The organism is Haloferax sp. S2CR25, assembly GCF_031624535.1.
Lineage (GTDB): Archaea > Halobacteriota > Halobacteria > Halobacteriales > Haloferacaceae > Haloferax > Haloferax massiliensis.
In genome coordinates, this window is the sequence record NZ_JAMQOO010000005.1 from 21,508 (window position 1) to 39,674 (window position 18,167).

At 66.0% G+C, this 18,167-nt stretch carries 16 protein-coding genes; 9 read left to right on the forward strand and 7 right to left on the reverse strand.

Translation table 11 applies throughout. The annotated features are described in order from the left end of the window. The first annotated feature begins 19 nt into the window (after window positions 1-19). Both NDI65_RS13030 and NDI65_RS13035 read left to right on the forward strand, forming a co-directional pair. On the forward strand, window positions 20-1,648 hold the full coding sequence (locus tag NDI65_RS13030) for a right-handed parallel beta-helix repeat-containing protein (protein WP_089780966.1): 1,629 nt from the start codon (window positions 20-22) through the stop codon (window positions 1,646-1,648). Between the two features lie 60 nt (window positions 1,649-1,708). After that, window positions 1,709-2,935, forward strand: a complete 1,227-nt coding sequence (locus NDI65_RS13035; protein WP_089780968.1) for a glycosyltransferase — start codon at window positions 1,709-1,711, stop codon at window positions 2,933-2,935. A gap of 108 nt (window positions 2,936-3,043) precedes the next feature. Here the strand turns inward: NDI65_RS13035 and NDI65_RS13040 are convergent, their stop codons facing one another. Both NDI65_RS13040 and NDI65_RS13045 read right to left on the reverse strand, forming a co-directional pair. Next, window positions 3,044-5,596, reverse strand: a complete 2,553-nt coding sequence (locus NDI65_RS13040; protein WP_193310971.1) for a polysaccharide biosynthesis C-terminal domain-containing protein — start codon at window positions 5,594-5,596, stop codon at window positions 3,044-3,046. A gap of 130 nt (window positions 5,597-5,726) precedes the next feature. Further along, complete coding sequence (locus NDI65_RS13045) at window positions 5,727-6,755, reverse strand: hypothetical protein (protein ID WP_089781276.1); 1,029 nt, start codon at window positions 6,753-6,755, stop codon at window positions 5,727-5,729. Between the two features lie 141 nt (window positions 6,756-6,896). On the opposite strand from NDI65_RS13045, the gene NDI65_RS13050 reads away from it, so the two are divergent. From NDI65_RS13050 to NDI65_RS13065, 4 genes are read left to right on the forward strand one after another with little or no spacing between them, the layout of a single operon-like run. Beyond that, window positions 6,897-7,721 carry a DUF4129 domain-containing protein gene (locus NDI65_RS13050; RefSeq protein ID WP_089780970.1) on the forward strand — a complete coding sequence of 275 codons (825 nt, stop codon included), beginning with the start codon at window positions 6,897-6,899 and terminating at the stop codon, window positions 7,719-7,721. After that, entirely contained in the window at window positions 7,718-8,299 is a 582-nt protein-coding gene (locus NDI65_RS13055; RefSeq protein WP_042666532.1) for a hypothetical protein, read from the forward strand. Before NDI65_RS13050 ends, NDI65_RS13055 begins: the two co-directional genes overlap by 4 nt. Beyond that, complete coding sequence (locus tag NDI65_RS13060; RefSeq protein ID WP_310893722.1) at window positions 8,296-9,558, forward strand: DUF58 domain-containing protein; 1,263 nt, start codon at window positions 8,296-8,298, stop codon at window positions 9,556-9,558. The genes NDI65_RS13055 and NDI65_RS13060 overlap by 4 nt, the downstream gene beginning before the upstream one ends. Beyond that, window positions 9,555-10,244, forward strand: a complete 690-nt coding sequence (locus NDI65_RS13065; RefSeq protein WP_089780974.1) for a hypothetical protein — start codon at window positions 9,555-9,557, stop codon at window positions 10,242-10,244. The genes NDI65_RS13060 and NDI65_RS13065 overlap by 4 nt, the downstream gene beginning before the upstream one ends. On the opposite strand, the gene NDI65_RS13070 is transcribed toward NDI65_RS13065, so the two are convergent. Then, window positions 10,222-11,190: a MoxR family ATPase gene (locus tag NDI65_RS13070; RefSeq protein WP_089780976.1), complete on the reverse strand. Its 969-nt coding sequence runs from the start codon at window positions 11,188-11,190 to the stop codon at window positions 10,222-10,224. The two genes, NDI65_RS13065 and NDI65_RS13070, sit on opposite strands and share 23 nt — an antisense overlap. Window positions 11,191-11,305: 115 nt before the next feature. On the opposite strand from NDI65_RS13070, the gene NDI65_RS13075 reads away from it, so the two are divergent. After that, a complete protein-coding gene (locus tag NDI65_RS13075; protein ID WP_089780977.1) occupies window positions 11,306-12,220 on the forward strand; it encodes a glycosyltransferase family 2 protein in 915 nt (304 codons plus the stop codon). Between the two features lie 42 nt (window positions 12,221-12,262). On the opposite strand, the gene NDI65_RS13080 is transcribed toward NDI65_RS13075, so the two are convergent. From NDI65_RS13080 to NDI65_RS13095, 4 genes are all read right to left on the reverse strand, one after another. Then, entirely contained in the window at window positions 12,263-13,567 is a 1,305-nt protein-coding gene (locus NDI65_RS13080; protein ID WP_089780978.1) for a MarR family transcriptional regulator, read from the reverse strand. 323 nt (window positions 13,568-13,890) lie between these two features. Further along, window positions 13,891-14,496 carry a hypothetical protein gene (locus tag NDI65_RS13085; RefSeq protein ID WP_089780980.1) on the reverse strand — a complete coding sequence of 202 codons (606 nt, stop codon included), beginning with the start codon at window positions 14,494-14,496 and terminating at the stop codon, window positions 13,891-13,893. A gap of 261 nt (window positions 14,497-14,757) precedes the next feature. After that, window positions 14,758-15,747 carry a Gfo/Idh/MocA family oxidoreductase gene (locus NDI65_RS13090; protein ID WP_089780982.1) on the reverse strand — a complete coding sequence of 330 codons (990 nt, stop codon included), beginning with the start codon at window positions 15,745-15,747 and terminating at the stop codon, window positions 14,758-14,760. Beyond that, window positions 15,740-16,882 carry a DegT/DnrJ/EryC1/StrS family aminotransferase gene (locus tag NDI65_RS13095; RefSeq protein WP_089780984.1) on the reverse strand — a complete coding sequence of 381 codons (1,143 nt, stop codon included), beginning with the start codon at window positions 16,880-16,882 and terminating at the stop codon, window positions 15,740-15,742. Before NDI65_RS13095 ends, NDI65_RS13090 begins: the two co-directional genes overlap by 8 nt. Before the next feature lie 249 nt (window positions 16,883-17,131). Between NDI65_RS13095 and NDI65_RS13100 the strand changes: the two genes are divergently transcribed. Next, the gene (locus NDI65_RS13100; RefSeq protein WP_167344163.1) at window positions 17,132-17,740 is read left to right on the forward strand and encodes a hypothetical protein; all 609 of its coding nucleotides are present in this window, start codon (window positions 17,132-17,134) and stop codon (window positions 17,738-17,740) included. 265 nt (window positions 17,741-18,005) lie between these two features. Next, entirely contained in the window at window positions 18,006-18,167 is a 162-nt protein-coding gene (locus NDI65_RS13105) for a hypothetical protein (protein WP_167344164.1), read from the forward strand.

Consider the following 18,167-nt stretch of genomic DNA (forward strand, 5'->3'; position numbering starts at 1 on the left):
ATACAACGTTCTCGGTTGTATGAGATTCACGAAATCTGACGATACCGACGCGAATGACTCCCGTGGTCCGAAGTTCACGCGGCGCTCGTATCTCCTCGGAGCCGTCGGAACCCTCGCGGCCGGAAGCTACCTGTCACACCCCGTCAACAGCGTCGAGGCGAACGCGATGAGCGTCGACGTCCCGCAGGCGTATCTCGACCGGTTCTCGAACGTCGTCAACGTCGTCGACGCGGGGGCCGACCCGAAGGGCACAGAACCCATCGACGACGTGCTCTCGCGGAACGTGGCGGACGACACGCTCCTCGTCTTCCCGTCGGGGCGGTACCTGATGAACAGGCAACTCCGGAAGACGTCGTTCGACAACCTCGGGTTCTACGGGCCGGACGCGACGCTCACCCACGGCCGAATCGACGCCATCGACAACAACGTCGTCACCGAAGGGGAGTTCACCGGTGCGGCCCGGTTCTTCCGTCTCGGCGTCATCTACGCCCCCGGGAAGGACCTGCTCTTCGAGGGGTTCACGTTCGACTTCACCGCCCCGCAGACCGGGATTCGGGCGGTCGAGGCCTACGTCACCGACGGCCTCGAAGTCCGCGACATCACCGTCGCGGGCGAACACGACACCGGCACCTTCGGGCCGGCGCTGTTCAGCGTGACTACGGCCAACGGAACCGGCACCGTCGAGCGGTTCAGCGCCCCCGACGGCGCGGCCTTCACCGAAGACACCATCGGCGACATCAACCTCGGACCCACCGGGATGCTCATCGACCCGAACAGCGCGGGGACGCTCCGCATCGTCGACTGCGAACTCGGTCGGTTCCCGGACAACGGACTCTACGTCTCGGGCGCGAAGGGCGTCGTCCACGTGGAGGGCGGGACGTACAAGAACAGCACCGTCTCCTCGATTCGGCTCAAGGGGTACGGCAGCAGCGTCCGCGACGCGACGGTCGTCATCGACGACCTCGTCCCCGGCATCAGCCAGCGCGGAATCCGCCTCGACGACGGGGCCGACCTCCGAATCGAGAACACGAGGATCGAAGTCACCGGCTCCGCGGAGAACGCGATTCGCGTCCTCGACAACGCACAGACCGCGGTCATCGAGAACTGTAGCATCGTCCTCTACGACGACGAGGGCTGTGCGCGCGGCATTCAGGTGACTCCCGGCGCGGGCCGCGTCGAGGTCCTCGACACGACAATCGACATCCAGGGGTCGAACTTCGCGATCTACCTGCAGGGCGAAAACGCCCCGGAGGACCCGATGACGCTCGTCAAGAACGTCACCATCACCGGTTCGGCACCGGGCGACGGCCAGCGCGAGGCGATTCGCGTCGAGCGCGCGAACGCCCGGTTCGAGAACCTGACCGTCCACCAACCCGGCGAGAGCTACCGGCGCTGCGCCGAGATTCTCGCGGACGACGCCCTGTTCGTCGGCGGGACCTACGAGTCGACGCACCACCCCTTCATCAACAAGGGCAACCGGACGCGCTTCGACGAGATCACCGCGCGGTCCCTCGGCGGCCGACAGGCCCTGAAGCTGTACTCTCAGGGGACCGACGTGGTCGTGACGGACTCGGTGCTCCACGGCGGCTACATCGACGGCGGCGCGGAGGGCTTCGTCGTCGACAACACCGAGCTGCCGCCCGTCTGAGACGAGGTGGGCTTACCGACCCGATAATCATGGGGGTCGGTACGCAACGGAGGGTAACGCATGGACCACGACCGACTGGCCGACAAGGACCTCCTCGTCGTCTCACACGGCTACAAACACTTCGTCAAGTCGCAGGTCGACGTACTCGCGGCGTACTTCAACTCTGTCACCGTCTGCGTCAGGTACAACTGGTTCGCCGACGCGGCGTCTCGCCTCCCCGTGAGCGGCGGCGAAGGGTTCGGAAAAGACGCGAAAATCGCCCAGACGAACGTCCCCGAGAACGTTCGCGTCGTCGAGACCCCGCTTTTCTATCTCCCGGTCGACGTCCAGCGCGAACACCTCCTCGGACAGCAGCACGTCCGGAAAGTCAAGAAGAAACTGGCCGACCACCCCGTCTCGTTCGACCTGATTCACTGCCACATGACGTGGACCTCGGGCTACGTGGGCGCGCGCCTGAAAGAGGAACTCGGAATCCCGTACGTCCTCACCGTCCACGCCAACCGCAACTGGTTCGAAAAACAGCTCGACTCCGACAACGACCGCCTGAAGCGGGCGTGGACCGACGCCGACCGACTCGTCCGCGTTAACCGCCGCGACCGCTCGAAACTGGAACCGTACAACGACGACGTGGTCCACGTACCGAACGGTTACAACACGGACGTGTTCGAGCGTCTGTCCACCGCCGCGGCCCGCGAGCGACTCGGCATCGACGACGACACGCCCGTCGTCTTTGCACTCGGGACGCTGAAACCCCGGAAGGGCTTCCAACACCTGATGCGGGCGATGACGCGAGTTCACGAGACCGAACCCGACGCGCGGCTCGTCATCGGCGGACAGGGCGGCATGCGCGACGAACTCGAATCGCTCGCCGGGGAACTCGGCATCGACGACCGGACCGACCTGCTCGGCTACGTCGAATCGGAGACGCTCAACGACTGGATGAACGCGGCCGACGTGTTCGTCCTGCCGAGTTACAGCGAGAGTTTCGGCGTCGTCCAACTGGAGGCGATGGCCTGTGGAACGCCCGTCGTCGCCACGAAAAACGGCGGGAGCGAGGAAGTCGTCACGAGCGACGACTACGGCCTCCTCGTCGAGGGACCGGAGTCGCACGACGAACTCGCCGACGCCGTCGTCGACGCGCTCCACAAGCGATGGGACGCGGACGCGATTCAGTCGTACGCGAACGAGTTCACGTGGGAGAACGTCTGCGAGGAAATCGCCGACCTCTACGTCGAGGTCCTCGACGAAACGACGGAATCCGAGCGACAGCCCGCCACGACCGCGTAGTAAGTTCTCCGGCGCGACACGAGCGCCGCGCTATCTCGTTTCTGATCGGCAGACGGTCCACATAGCACGCGGTCCCGACAGTCGGCGTCAAAAAAGCGAGACGACTCGTCAGAGCGCGCTTCGACCGGCGAGCGCCGCGACTCCCACGGCCAAGACCGAGTGGAACCACGTCGACCCGCCGAGCGGCGACGGAGCCGAAGCGAACCACTGGGTCACCGGAATCGGTTGAGCCATCAGGAGCGTCGACCCGCCGTCGGTCGTATTCGACGTCGTCGTCTCCGTCGAGGTGTCTGTCGAAGTCGTCGTGTCGGTCGTCGAATCCGCGGTCGCGGTGTCCGTGGAGGTTGTCGTCGTCTCTGTGGATGTCGTCGTTTCGGTCGTTGTCGTCTCTGTGGTCGTGGTGTCAGTCGCCGTGGTCGTTGTTTCGGTCGTTGTCGTCTCCGCGGTCGTGGTGTCCGTCGATGTCGTCGTCGTGTCTGTCGGTGTCTCGGTAGTCGTCGTCGCGGTATCCGTCGGCGTGTCAGTCGCCGTGGTTGTGGTGTTGTCCGTCGGCGTATCAGTCGTCGCGGTGGACGTCGTGTTGTTCGATGGCGTGTCTGTCGTCGTCGTCGTGTTGTCCGAGGGCGTATCCGTCGTCGTGGTCGTGGTGTTGTTCGATGGCGTGTCCGTCGCCGTCGTCGTGTTGTTCGACGGCGTATCCGTCGCCGTCGCCGTCGACGTCGACGTCGCGGTGGTCGTCTGGTCGTCGTCACCGCCGCCGCCCCAGAACCACCCGCCGTCGTCGTCCGACTCGGTCGTCGTCGTCGTTGTCTCCGACGGCGGACTGGTCGTGTTCGTCGCCGTCGGCGTGCCGTTTGTCGGCGTCTCCGTCTCGGTCGACGAAGTCGTTGGGTCGGGCGTGTCAGTCGTTGTGACCGGCGCATCGGTCGTCGGCATCGGCGTGTCGGTCACGGGAGTCGTGTTGTTCACTTGCGGCACCGGCGAGTCGCCGTCGACCGAGGGAGCGATGCCGACGCTGGGGACGCCGACGGCGAGGGCGACGCCGGAGACCGAAAGCAGGACTCCGGCGACGAGGAGGACGCGCTGAAGCGTGTTCTTGTGCCGGTCGGTCCACGATTCGTTGCCCCACGAGGGACCGCCGGCGTTGATGCCGCCGCGGCGGCCCTGTATCGCGGTGGCGCGGGGACCGACGGGGGCAGGGAGCGAACTCAGCAGGTCCAGCGCCTCGTCGGCGTCCACGGCCCCGACCATGAACGCCACGGTCACGAAGACGAGGAGGCCGACGACCGGAACGACCACCAACGCGAGGAGGCTGCTCTCGATGGTCATCGAGAGCAGGAAGATGGGCACCCCGGAGATGAACCCCGTCGCGAGCACGCGCACGATGCGGGCGTCGGAGAACGGCTTGAATCCGAGGTAGCGCGCGCTCGCGAGGTTGAACACCGGGAGCGAGGCGTACCCCGTCGTCGTCGCCACGGCGGCCCCGAGGATGCCGTACCGCGGGATGAGGACGACGTTCAGGACGATGTTCAACGTCGCCGCGGCCCCGGTCGCCGCGATGAGCGGCTTCATGTCGGCCTTCGCGTGGCTGATGGCGAGGATGGGCCGGACGACCGCGAAGCCGATTGTTCCCGGGAGGAGGATGAGAAGCGGCGTGACGACCGGCATCGACCCGGAACCGAGGTAGAGCGGGACGAAGTCCCTCGCGAGCGCCGCCAATCCGAGCGACAGGAGGATGATGACGAGCATCCCGTAACGGGTGACGCGGGAGGCGATCTCGTTTATCTGGTCGATTCGCTCGTCCGCCCAGAGGTCAGAGACGGACTGCACGAGCATCGACTGAATCGAGCGGGGGATGACCCAGAGGAACTGGCTGATGACCAGCGCGGACTTGTAGTAGCCGACGCGCGTCTCGGTGACGAACGACGCGAGCATCAGCACGTCGACGTGGTACATCGACGTGAGAAACAGCATGTAGACCACCGAGAGATGGTTGAAGCTGAACAGCTCTTTGGTCGGAAAGCCCCGCGGCGTCGTGGTGAAGACGCCGCGAAGCGAGATGTTCTTGCGGACCCACCACAGCGCGAGCAGCGCGACGAGGCTGTTGACGACGATGAGACCGACCATCAGCCCCCCGATTTCGTACCCGAGATAGGCGATGCCGATGAGCGCGAGTCGGGTTCCGACCTTGTTGAGCACGCGAAGCGGTTCCGAGAGGTGCTCCTGTTTGAGACCCATCAGGGACCGGCGGGCGTACTCGCGGAACTGCGTGGCGATGGTGAGGCCGGCGAGGCCGTAGAAGCCGACGACGTACTCGGGACCGAGGAACCGCGTGACGATACCGAACCGCGCGACGGCGGCGAACGCCAGCGCGGTCAGCACCGCGAGAACCGTCCCGAGACGGAAGTAGTACCCGAACACGTGGGTCTGCCAGTCCGAAATCGAGCGGTCTTCGGCGAGGAACTTCCGGGCACCGCTGTTGATGCCGGAACTCATCAAAATCGTCGAGATGCCGAAGACGGCGGTGAGCGTGCCGTAGCGACCGTACAGTTCGAATCCGAGCGTCGTGATGAGAAGCGGCGTGAGGACCACCGAGGACAGCACGATGAAGATGCGCCCCCCGAAGATAGAGAGGAACGCGGTGACCATGTTCCGTTTCATTCACACCACCCGCCCGCGCCGCTCTCGCGGAGTCCGCCCGCGGGGGCGACGCGCGGAGACGAACGTCGTATCGGTCGGAGACCGCTTGCTGTTCGGTGATTCGTGTACATAAATAAACGAGCGCGGAAGCTTAGTCGGCGGACTCTATCTCGATAGAGACCGAGTCGCCGTTCTTGAGGTAGTAGTCGGTTGGGTCGACGGACTCGCCGTTCACGGTGACGGTCACGGTCCCGTTTTCACCGTCGTAGGGGTAGGTCGTTCCGTTGTAGGTGACGCTCTCGTCGGTCATGTTGATGCCGTCGAGCGTCGACATGCCGTAGGCGAGCGTGACGTGCGCGGAGTGCGCGTGCCACGGGTTCGAGTGGCCGCCCTCGAAGTGGAAGTGGTCGTTGTGACCCGCCTGCTGGTACTTGTCGCGGCTGAAGTCGAGTTGCTCGCCGTCGACGGTGAAGTCGATAGTGCCGTGGACGTGGAGCTGTTCCGGCGGGATGTACTCGCCGGGGGCGGTGACGTTCGAGTCGTCGGTCACGACCAGCACCCACACCTTGTCGTCCGATTCGAGCGTGTACTCCTCGGGGTCGACCTCGTGGCTATCGACGCGGTAGATGAGTTTCGTCCCGTCTTCGGACTCCTCGTAGGTCTCGCCGTCGTAGGTCAGCGACGACTCGGTGGCGTCGACGTCCGCCGCGTCGAGCGCCTCCGCGAGCGTCGTGCTCTCGTTCGTGTGCCACGAGTCGACGTCGCTCATGTGAATCGGCGCGTCCTCGTCGAGGTCCTCTGTGAGGCTCACGCGCTCGCCGCCGACCATGACGGCCATCTGCCCGGTGTACGCCGCGTCGACGGTCGACTCGTCGCTGGCGTTCGTCGGCGAGTCGTGGCTGTGTGAGTCGGAGTCTGCGTCGGAGGCGGAATCCGACGACTCGTTCGTCTCGTTCGCGGACGTCGTCTCCGCGGCCGTCGCGTCGTCCGTAGACGTCGTTTCGTTCGCGGCCCCCTCGACGTCGGACGCGGTCATCTCCGTCGTGTCCGCGGTGTCAGTCGCCGCTGTCGTGCCTCCCGCGTCGCCGCCCGCGAACGACGAACAGCCGGCCGTCGTCATCAAGAGCGCGACGAGGAGAGCGATACTCGCACGTTTCAGTGTCTTGGATGGAATCTCCATCTCGAACTCGAACGAGACATCACAGTCACCCACCGTTATTATCGACTACGTAGCGGCGGCTTATCGGCCCGATAATTAGTATGGCCGGGAGCGGCCCTACACGTATCGTGATACGCCTAGACACCCGCGGAGGTTGGTCGGATGGACAGTGACGTGCTCGTCACGCTCGGACTGGCTCTCGTGTGTCTGTTCGTCGTCGCTTCGGCGGCCGGGTCCCTCGAATCGGCGGTCGATTCCTCCCCGAGCGAGGCGATTGACCTCGACTACGCATCGCTCCCGCTCGACAGAGGCGACGCCAGCGACATCAAACGCGAATACCAGACGCTGACGGACGGCCCGAGTCAGCAGGAACACAGCGGTCAGCGGTCGTCACAGTCGGACCAGTCCAGTTCCAGCGGTCCCGACGACAGCGACAGCGACTCCGCGTCGGAGCGTTCGAACGCGCAGCGCGACCAGTCGGACGGGCCGGGAGAGACCCCGGACGAGACGAACCCGCTGGAGCGCCTCATCGACGCCCTGCTCGCGCTCCTCTCGCGCCTCGTCGAACTGCTCGTCGCGCTGGCCGGCGTCGTCGCCCTCGCAGTCGTCGTCCGATACCGGCGACGACTCGCCGAACACCTGCGCCCGCTCGTCGCTCGGTTCGGGAGCGACGACTCCGGAACGGGGCCGACCGCCGGCGACGACAACCGTGCCGCCGACCTGCCGCCCGCCCCGGAAAACGAGGTCACCGAAGCGTGGTACGAGATGGTCGAACGCCTTCGACTCGACGACCGTCAGTTGCTCACGCCCCGAGAGCGAGCGGCGGTCGCCCGCGAAAACGGGGCCGACGCGAACACGGTGTGGTCGCTCACGGAACTGTTCGAGGAGGTCAGATACGGCGGCGCGCCGGTGACCGAAGACCGACGCCGTCGGGCGCGGGAGTACCTCGAACGCCTCGACTCGTCCGGGGGGAGGGACCAGTCGTGAACCGCCGACGGATACTGTTCGGTCTCCTCGGTCTCGGGTGTCTCGCCGTCGGAACGGTCGCGCGGGGAATCGGCCCCCGAACGACGGCGCTCGTCTCCGAACTGGGCGGTGACTACGTCCTCGTGGCCGCGCTCTCCGGCATCGCGCTGCTCGCGGCGCTCCCGGTCGTCGTCTCCGGCCGCGAGAGCGAACTGCAGCAGGTGGAAACGCCGGACCCGGAAGTCCCCGTTCGGGCCCCGCCCGCGGGTCGCGACTTCGACGAGACGGTTCGTGGATGGGAGTATCGAACGCCTGTCTTCGGGGACAGCACCCGAAAGCGCGTGAAAACGCGGCTCCGGACGGCGGCCGTCGAGGCGGTGATGCGCGAGCGGAACTGCGGTCGAAGCCGCGCGCGGCGACTCGTTCGACGCGGCGAGTGGACCGACGACGCCGAGGCGGCGTCGTTCCTCGGGAGTCCGAACCGGTCGACGCTCGTCACCGCGCTCAGCGCGCTTCCGCGACGGCGGACGCCCGCTGAGTTCCGCGCCCGGCGGGCCGCCGAGGCCGTCTACGCGGTCGATGGAGGTGCGGACCGATGACGACGCCGCAGGAGACGAACCGCTGGCGCGGCGTCGTCGCCGTCTCGCTCGTCGTCGCGGCCGGCGGGCTCCTGGCGCAGCGACAGGAGCTCCTCTTTCTGTCGACGGTCGGCATCGTCTTCGCGGCGTACCACCGAGTCGTCCCGACGCCCACGCCGGAGCTGACTCTCGAACGCCGCGTCGACACCAGTTCACCGGCGGAGGGCGACGAGGTCGAAATCGAGGTCGCGGTGACGAACGAGGGCGACGCGACGCTGTACGACTGCCGAATCGTCGACGGCGTCCCCCCGGCGCTCTCCGTCACGGACGGCCCGGCGAGGAGCGGGATGGTGCTTCGACCCGGCGACACGCGGACGTTCTCGTACGCCGTCGAAGCCGAACACGGGCGGCACGCGTTCGACGACGCCACCGCGGTCGTTCGGGACGCCAGCGGCGACAGGGAGGTCGAAGTCGACGTTCGGGCCGCAGACGAGACGGAACTCGACTGCACGGCGGAGATTACGGAACCGCCGCTCCGGTCGCAGACCCTCGACACCGTCGGCGGCGTCACCGCGAACGGGATGGGGTCGGGCATCGAGTTCCAGCAGACGCGGTCGTACCGCCGCGGCGACCCGGTCAGTCAGATCGACTGGAAGCGGTACGCCTCCTCCGGCGAGTTGACGACCATCGACTTCAGGGAAGAGCAGGCGGCGTCGATCCTCGTCCTCGTCGACGCGCGAGCGGTCGCCTACAGGGGGCCGCCCGGGGAGACCCACGCCGTCGACGCGGGGGTGTCCGCCGCGGCGCAGTTGACGGCCTCCCTGCTGAAAGGCCGCAACCGCGTCGGTCTCGCCGCGCTCGCGGCCGAAGACTGCTTCCAACTGCCGGGCGCGGGTCGGGAACACCGACTCCGGTTGCGGAAGCTGCTTTCGAGGCACTCGGCGTTCTCCGCGAAGCCGACCGACGCCGACCAGTCGGTCGACGCGCAGGTCGAGTCGTACCTCGGTCGGCTCGGCGAGCAGACGCAGTTGCTCTTCGTCTCGCCCGTCTGTGACGACCTCGCCGTCGAGGTCGCGCGTCGGTTCGACAGCCACGGCCACCCGGTCACGGTCGTCTCGCCGGACGTGACGGCGGACGAGACGCCCGGCGAGCGACTGGCGGTCGCCGAGCGACGCAACCGACTGCGGTCGCTCCGTCAGGTCGGTATCCCCGCCATCGAATGGTCGCTCGACGACCCGCTCGCGCTCGCAATCGACACGCAACGGGGGGTTCGAATATGAGCGGAGCGGGAGCGGTCACCAGACGGCCGGCGCGACTCAGCGCGGCGCTGTCGCTGTTCGCCGCCGCGCTCTCTGTATCCGTCGTGGTCTCCGGCGCGTCCGCGGGGTTGTTCGCGGCCGTAGCCGGACTCGTCATCACGAGCGAGGGCGCACACCGCTTCAGAACGGGACGGCAACTGCTCGGCGTGCTCGGCCTGCTCGTCGGTGTCCTCGTCGCCGTCGGCGGTGCCGGCGCGGCCGCGGCGAGCGCCGCCGGCCGACCGCAACTCATCGAGACCGGGCTCGGTATCCTCGGCGTGTTCTGCCTCGGACTCGGGGTGCTTCCGCTCCGCGGAGCCGGGTCGCGCGGACTGTGTAAACTCGGGTGCGCGTCGGTTCTCCTGACGGTCGTCGCCGGCGGTCTGTTCCAGACGGCCGGCTTGCTCGCCCTGCTCGTCTCGTGTGCGGCGCTCGTCGTGTCGTGGGACGCCGCGGAGAACTCCATCTCGGTGGGCGAACAGTTGGGCCGCGAGTCGAGGACGTGGACCATCGAGGCGGCCCACTTCGGCGGAAGCGCGCTCGTCGGGGGCGTCGCGGTCGGGGCCGGACTCGTCGTCCGCGACCTCGGGACGCCCGGACTACCGCTTCACGCGGTCGCGTTCATGCTCGTCGCCCTCGTCTTCCTCACGCTCGCCCTCCACGATTGACCGTGGGGACGGAGACTTCGGCGAGCACGTCGTCGACGAGTTGGCTCCGCTCGACGTTGTCGACGGTCGCCTCGGCGGTCGGGACGATTCGGTGGGCGACCGTCGCGTGGACGACGGCCTTCACGTCGTCCGGGATGACGAACCCCCGACCGTGGACGGCGGCCGTCGCGCGGACGACCTCGAACAGCCGTTGACAGCCGCGCGGCGAGACGCCGACCGCGACGCGCGGGTCCGCTCTGCTCGCGCGAACGATGTCGACGATGTACTGTTTTATCTCGTCGTCGACGCGGACCGTCTCGGGGACGCGCTGCATCTCCCGGACGAGGTCCGTCGAGAGGACCCGCGACACCGTCGGCGTGGGTTCGTCGCGCGCGTCGCGGCGGTCGAGCAGTTCCAGTTCGCCCGCTTCGTCGGGATAGCCGAGACTGTCTTTGATGAGAAACCGGTCTTTCTGCGCTTCGGGCAGGGGGAACGTCCCATCGCCCTGTTCGACCGGATTCTGCGTGGCGATGACGAAAAACGGGTCGGGAAGCGGGTGCGTCTCGCCGTCGACCGTCACCTGCTCTTCGGCCATCGCTTCGAGGAGCGCGGCCTGCGTCTTCGGCGACGCGCGGTTGATCTCGTCCGCGAGGACGACGTTCGCGAACAGCGGGCCCTCGCTGAACTCGAACGACCGGTCTCGCTCGTCGAACACGTACGTCCCGGTCACGTCCGCGGGAAGGAGGTCGGGCGTGAACTGGATTCGACTAAACGAGAGGCCGAGCGCCGTGGCGAAGCTCTGTGCGGTCAGGGTCTTTCCGGTGCCGGGAACGTCTTCGAGGAGGACGTGTCCCTGCGAGAGCGCTCCGGTGAGGACGCGCCGGAGAACGGTGCGGTCCACGACGACCGAGCGAGCGATTTCGTCGAGAACGCGCGTGCTGTGGCCGTGGAGGTCGTTGATGTCCATACACCCGAGTCGGCATAGCCAGCCATTATTATCCGATAGGTAAGCACGCCGCCGCCCCGCCCGTTACCGGCTCGATAATAATGCGCCCCCGACGGAGAGTAACAGTCGATACCCGATGCCGACAGTGAGCGTTATCATTCCCACGTACAACCGCGCGGACGCGCTCCCCCGCGCCATCGACAGCGCGCTCGACCAGACGCTGTCCGACGTCGAGGTTATCGTCGTCGACGACGCCTCCACGGACGACACCGCGTCGGTCGTCACCGCCTACGACGACCCGAGAGTGAACTACCTCGTCCACGAGACGAATCGGGGGGGAAGCGCCGCCCGAAACACCGGAATCGCGGACGCGAGCGGCGACTACATCGCGCTCCTCGACTCCGACGACGAGTGGGCGCAGACGAAGCTCGAACGACAGGTCGAGACGCTCGAACGGCGGTCCGACGAGTGGGTCGCCGCCTACTGCGGGACGGAGATTCTCGACGACGGGGACGCCAACCCGCTCGTGGAGCGCGCCAAGACCCTCCTCGGGGACCACGGCTCCCGAGAGGGCGCGGAGGGCGGCGAGGAGCTAGTCAAGGAGATTCTCATGGAGAACCTCCACACCAGCGCGGGGTCGACGCTCGTCGTCGAGTCCGAGGTGGTCGACCGAATCGACGGTTTCGACGAGTCGTTCGACCGCTATCAGGACACGGAGTTCCTCATCCGCGTCCTGAAGCAGGGGAAACTCGCCTACGTGGACGAACCGCTGTTGCGACGGTACCCCTCCGGCGGGCCGAGCGCGGACACCGTCCGGCGGGCCAACGCGCACTTCCTCAAGACCTTCGCCGAGGAGGTAGTCGAGTTAGAGACGCGCGGGTACGACGTCACGGGGACCCACCAGTACGCGCTCGCCGCGCAGTACCTCCGCGAGGGGCGGTTCGACACGGGGCTGTCGTACCTCCGGGCGGGGGCGACGCCCGCGCCGGCGCAGCTCCCCGGGCTCGTGTACAGCGTCGCCAGAGGCGTTCAGAGCCGGATGAGTACCTAACGCGGGTCGGAACCGAGTCGACGCGACGGGAGCGACCGCGCGTCACTCGTCGAACGGCGACTCCGCGCCCTTCGGCATCGACCCCTCTTCGGCGACGACGTTCTGCCGGCCCACCGATATCTTCTCGATGTCCTCGTTTTCGTCCATGCTCGACAGCAGTCGGCTGACCTTCGACTTCGACCACCCCGTCTGGTCGACGATTTTGCTCTGGTAGACCCAGCCGCCGTTGTCGCGGAGCAGTTGGATGACCTTGTCCTCGTCGGTCAGGACGGGCTGGGACGACTGCTGGAGTTCGTCTCGGTCGAACTCCGGCGGCTCCGACTGGGAGTCCGGTGTGTCGCCTCCCTCGTCCGTCTCGGTTCCGAGGGGGTCGAACAGCCGAGACGCGGACAGCGACGAGCCGAGCTGATACCTCGACGAGGCGAGGAACCAGCGACCGCCGACGGCGACGACTCCGAGCAGCGTCCCGGCCGTGAACAGGAGCATCGGGGTCGTGCTGCCGTCGGTGGCGTCAGTCCCGAGCCGCTGCTCTAGCCCGTCGTTCAGTCCGTCGCCGTCGGTGTCGGGGTCGACGGGGTTGGTGCCGTGTTCGTACTCGTACCCGTCGTCCAGCCCGTCGCCGTCGGTGTCGACGGTGGCGTTGTTCGGCGGCGTTCCCAGTCGCATCTCGACGCCGTCCGGAATGCCGTCGCCGTCGGTGTCGGGGTTCGTCGGGTTCAACGAGTTCGACAGTTCGACCGCGTCGTTCAGTCCGTCGCCGTCGGTGTCGGGTGCCGTCGGAGACGTCCCGTGCTTCTTCACCTCGGCCCCGTCTTCGAGGCTGTCCCTGTCGGTGTCCTTGAGAAACATAGAGGTGTTGTTGGTCCGCTCGTTCACGTTGCTGAGATTGTCGCCGTCGACGTCGCCTTGCTTCTCAAGTATCGTGACGTTGATCCTGTCGGTGGCGATTCGCTCCGCCTGCCCCGGGAAGCTCTTCCAGAGGACGACAGAGACGTTGCTCGACCCCTCGAACTCGGAGAGGGACTCGTACTCGAACTCGACGGTCTGGTTGCCGGACGTGCCACTGGCCTCGGTGCAGCCGACCTGCTCGCCGCCGCCGTCCCTCACGCACACCTCGTACGTGTTGGACTCGCTCGGGGAGTCGAACTCGACGGCGAGCGTATTCGGCTCTGAGGCCCAGAGATACGTCGAGCCACTCGTCCGGTCGGTGGAAATCGTGTTCGTGAACGTCCCCTCGACGGACGTCTCGTCGGCCGCCAAATCGGCCGTCGCCAGCACCGGGGCGGGGACGACTGCGCCGGAGAGAACGAGCACGACCAGAACGAACGTCGCACGAGCGTACGACATAGTTATCGAAGCACCACCTCGATGCGGGTGTCCCGATTCGACGGTGCCGAGACGGCCGCTCGGCTCGCGGTAGGCCGATGGGAGGCACCACCAAGCGCTCGCGACCGAGGGAGACACGCGTCTGAAATCATTAGCTCCGATTTACGTTATATCGAGGATTCTAGTTCAGCAATATGAATCCTGCGGCCCAACATGACAATTGAGTTACTACTTTGTATCTGGAGAATCCGCGCCGGACGGCGTATAAATCCCCAGTAATATATCGGGTATTCACACCGGGACCAGACGAACGGTGTGCGTCACGCGACAGAACTCCAAGAGCGTTATTCTTCGTCGGTCGCCTCGAAATTGTCGAGGACTTGCCAGAACGTGAGTACCGTGTAGATACTCATGACCGCGAGCGCGACGACGAGGTGAGGAATCGAGTCGAAGCCGGCGAGACCGAGCCCGGACGCACCGACGAAGACCGTGCTCAGGCCCGAGACGCTGAGGTAGTACGCGCCCCACGGTCGCTCGGATTCGGCGTCCGTCTCGTCGTCGTCGCCGTCCTCGGGGAGTTCGAGGTGGGCGATGAGTTCGTTTGCGAGGGGCTTTTTCTCGACGATACCTCTGCTCTGGTTGTAGTCGATGACGCCCTCTTCGTCGAGCTTGGGGAGATGTGCCTGATAGAGGGCGATGTAGACGCGCTGACGCTGGTCGGACATCAACGCCTGCACGGTCGTGTCGTGCTCCCACGCGGCGACCTGCTCCGCGATGTCTCGCATCTGGACCGGTCCCTCGCAGTCACGCAGGTATTCGAGGACCTTCCGACGGCGTTCGTTCTGGAGCAGGTGATATATCTCGTCTTTCCCAAGTTCCGTTTTCTGCTCGCCCGCGTCCGTGTGCTGGTCGATGAGCGCGTTTTCGGTGCCGTTTACTTGAGTGGTCATGCTCGCTCCAACCGTTATTGTGACCCCCAATAAAGAGGGGACACCGTTCCGGATTCTCCGAACTGTTGTGAAAACCGGACCGTGATCAACGCGTATTGCAGCAGTTTAGTGACCGTTGCAGACCGTTTCATGGACCGCTAATCGCATGACAGCGGCCTTGTTCTTCGATTGACATACGGGTCTCGCGGCCGGATCGAAATTCGGCGAAAACGTGATTGTTGCACCGTTCAAGAGAGGTGCTAAGCTCGATTTGACCGCGACTCAGTCCGCGTTGGGGGTTAATGGGCCATCTTTGCCGCCTTCCGCCTGTGCCGCTTCGTCGAGCGCCTTCGTCAGCTTCAACACCCGGAGACCCTGCTCGCCGTCGACCACGGGGTCCGAACCGGTTCGAGCGGCGTTCGCGAACGAGCGGAGTTCGCTTTTCAGCGGTTCGACCTGCTCGACCGCGAGCGTCTCCACGAAGTTCTCGTGGCGGTGGCGGACCAGCGACTCGTCGTCGATGTACGAGGGGACCGACGAGCGGTGTATCTCGATGCTCTGGTCGATGTAGTCGACTTTCACGCGGCAGTCGGCCGCCGAGATGGTGAGGCCGCGGACTTTCTCCTGTGTGACGCGACTCGTCGTGAGCGACGCGGCCACGCCGGAGTCGAACGTGAGGTTCGCGTTCGCGTAGCGACAGTCCGGCGTCCCCGCGGCGTCGTACGAGTCGACCGCGCCGTCGACGATGTCGAGGACGATGTCGAGGTCGTGAATCATCAGGTCCATCACGACCGTGTCGTCGATGGCGCGGTCGATGGGCGGCCCGAGTCGCTCGGTCGAAACCGCGTGGATATCGAGGTCGTCGACGAGGTCGCGGAGGGTGCGAACCGCCGGGTTGAACCGCTCGATGTGACCGACCTGCAAGGCGAGGTCGCGCTCGTCGGCGATGTCGATGAGTTCCTGTCCGTTCTCCGGGTCCTCGACGAACGGTTTCTCGACGAGGACGTGAACGTCCGATTCGAGGGCGCGCTTCGCGTTCTCGTAGTGGAACTGCGTCGGCACGACGACGGAGACGACGTCGGCCTCGTCGAGGAGGCCGTCCATCGTCCGGGCGGTCGTCCCGTAGTCGTCCGCGACGGACGCGGCCCGGTCGTCGTCGACGTCGTAGACGCCGACGAGTTCCGTGTCGCCCAGTTCGTCGTACACCCGGACGTGGTTCTGTCCCATGCTCCCGACGCCGATGACGCCGGCGCTCACGGGCTCGTCAGTCATCGGAGACCCCCATGGCGGACGGCCGAGTTCCGGACGGCGGGTCGATGGTGACCTCGTCCCGAAGGACGGTCCCGACGCGTTCGACCTCCGCGTCGGTGAGGCTGGGGTGGACCGGGATGGAGAGAGCCTGCTCGGCGACCTGCTCGGCGGCGGGGACGCTCACGCGGAAGAACTCGTAGGCAGGCTGGTCGTGAATGCAACGCGGGTAGTACACCCCGCTTCCGATGCCGCGTTCGTCCAGTTGGTCGATGACCGAGTCGCGGTTGCCGACCCGAATCGTGTACTGGTGGTACGAGTGGTCGTACCCCTCGGGGACCGTCGGCGTCACCGCGTCCGTGTCGGCCAGCAGTTCGTCGAGTCGCGCCGCGTTCGAGCGTCGGTCCGCGACGAATCCGGGGAGGCGTTCGAGCTGGACCCGACCCATCGCGGCGGCGATGCTCGTCATCCGGAAGTTGTGACCGAGCGAGACGTGACGGTAGCCGTCGGCCTCCCGACCGTGGTTGACGAAGCTCTCGGCGTTCTGGGCGACGGTTTCGTCGTCGGTGACGACCATCCCGCCCTCGCCCGTCGTCATGTTCTTCGTCGGGTAAAACGAGAAGCTCGCGGCGTCGCCGAGCGACCCGACCGGCGTGTCGAAGTACTCGGCACCGTGCGCCTGCGCCGCGTCTTCGACGATGGCCACGCCGTGCTCGTCGGCGATGTCCCGGAGTTCCGCCATCGGCGCGGGGAGGCCGTAGAGGTGGACGACGACCATGGCCTTCACGTCCTCTTCGAGCGATTCGAGCGTCGCTTCGACGTTCGCCGGGTCGAGGTTGAACGTCTCGGGGTCGATGTCGGCGAACACCGGCTCGGCACCGGCGAAGCGAATCGCGTTCGCCGTCGCGACGAACGAAAACGGCGTCGTCAGCACGCGGTCGCCGGGACCGACGCCGACCGCTTCGAGCGCGGTGTGCAGCGCGGTGGTCCCGTTCGACGTGGCCACGCCGTAGTCGGCGTCGCAGTAGTCCGCGAATTCGGATTCGAACGTGCGTACCTCGGGGCCGTCGGCGATCATTCCCGACTCGACGACGGACTCGATGCGTTCGAGTTCTTCGTCTCCGAGAACCGGGTCGGCGATGTTGATGTCTCCGGTCATCGGCTCGGCCCCTCGTCCGTCGGACTCAGCGCGCCGCGAAGCGCCGAACAGTCGCGTCGATAGTCAATCGGATGTGTGTGTCTCATAGCGTGTCCTGCGGTCCTGCTACCGCTGTCGAGTGCCAGACACCAGTAGCCCATTATTATGGTTTAGATAAGCCGACAGGGCCACTGAAACGTCGATTTTGCCGATTCCGTAGGCGAAAACACCGTGGTTTTATTTTTATAGATTACGTAGCACCTGACGTCAATGGCACCATCGTGGGCACCGACCGGCCCCGACGATGCCGGTGAAAATACCGGCCCGAAGCTCGACGATAGACCCGGACTCGGAGGCGTCTCCGAAACCCGGCGACGGAACACCGTGGTCTCGCTCGTGAACGAACGTTCTGAGACGCCGTACACCGTCGGCGAACTAACCGTCGCGCTCTCGGCGTGGTTCCAAGACGAGACGGACGGAATGGTTCCGACCGACGAGGAGATACACAGCGTACTCTACGACTTCGACCTCCCACAACTCGACGACGACGGTCGCGTGGTCTTCGACCGCGAGACCGGACGCGTGTTCTCGCCGAGCAACGACGGTGCCCACACGGTTCACAGGTCCGCGAGGGGAGGCCCGGATTCGACGGTCGGTGACGCGGGAGAGTCGGTGGTCGGGTCGGCCGCGTCTGAGTCAACGCGCGACCGAGTGACGGTCTCTCGGACGCAGGTAGTGAACATCGCCGTCGTGTTACTCGGCGTCGCCGGCGTCGCCGTCACCGCGTCGAGCGTGAGTCCGCTGGGGACTGCGTACGCGCTCGTCCCCGCCGTGGTCGTCGTTCTCTTTTTCGTCTATCGCGCCCTCGCTGGGGAGTGACGCGACCGATATGTGGAGATATCGAACGGTTCGACTCGCGGCACTATTTCGCTCCGCTTACGGCCACTGTAACGCCGGCCGGCGCTGAATCGACCGCCGAAAAGACGGAATCGTGTCAGGGACGAACCACGAGATAGCGCGACGGTCCCGTTTCAGTTACACCCTGAATAAGGATATGTCGACGCGCGCAATCCACAGTCATGCCTCGTGGAAACGTGACAAGGTGGACAGAGACGCCGACCGCTTCGCCCGAGGAGGGCCAGTGATGCTCACGGGAGAATTCGCCGTGGTGAGCGCGGTGTTCGTTGGCGCTGCGGTCGTCACGTCGGGACTCGGGCACGTCAACCGCGTCGGGCCGTCGTACGTTCGAGCGCGCCAACTCGTGTTCCTGTTCATGCTGTTCGGGACGATTACGCTCGCGCTCTGA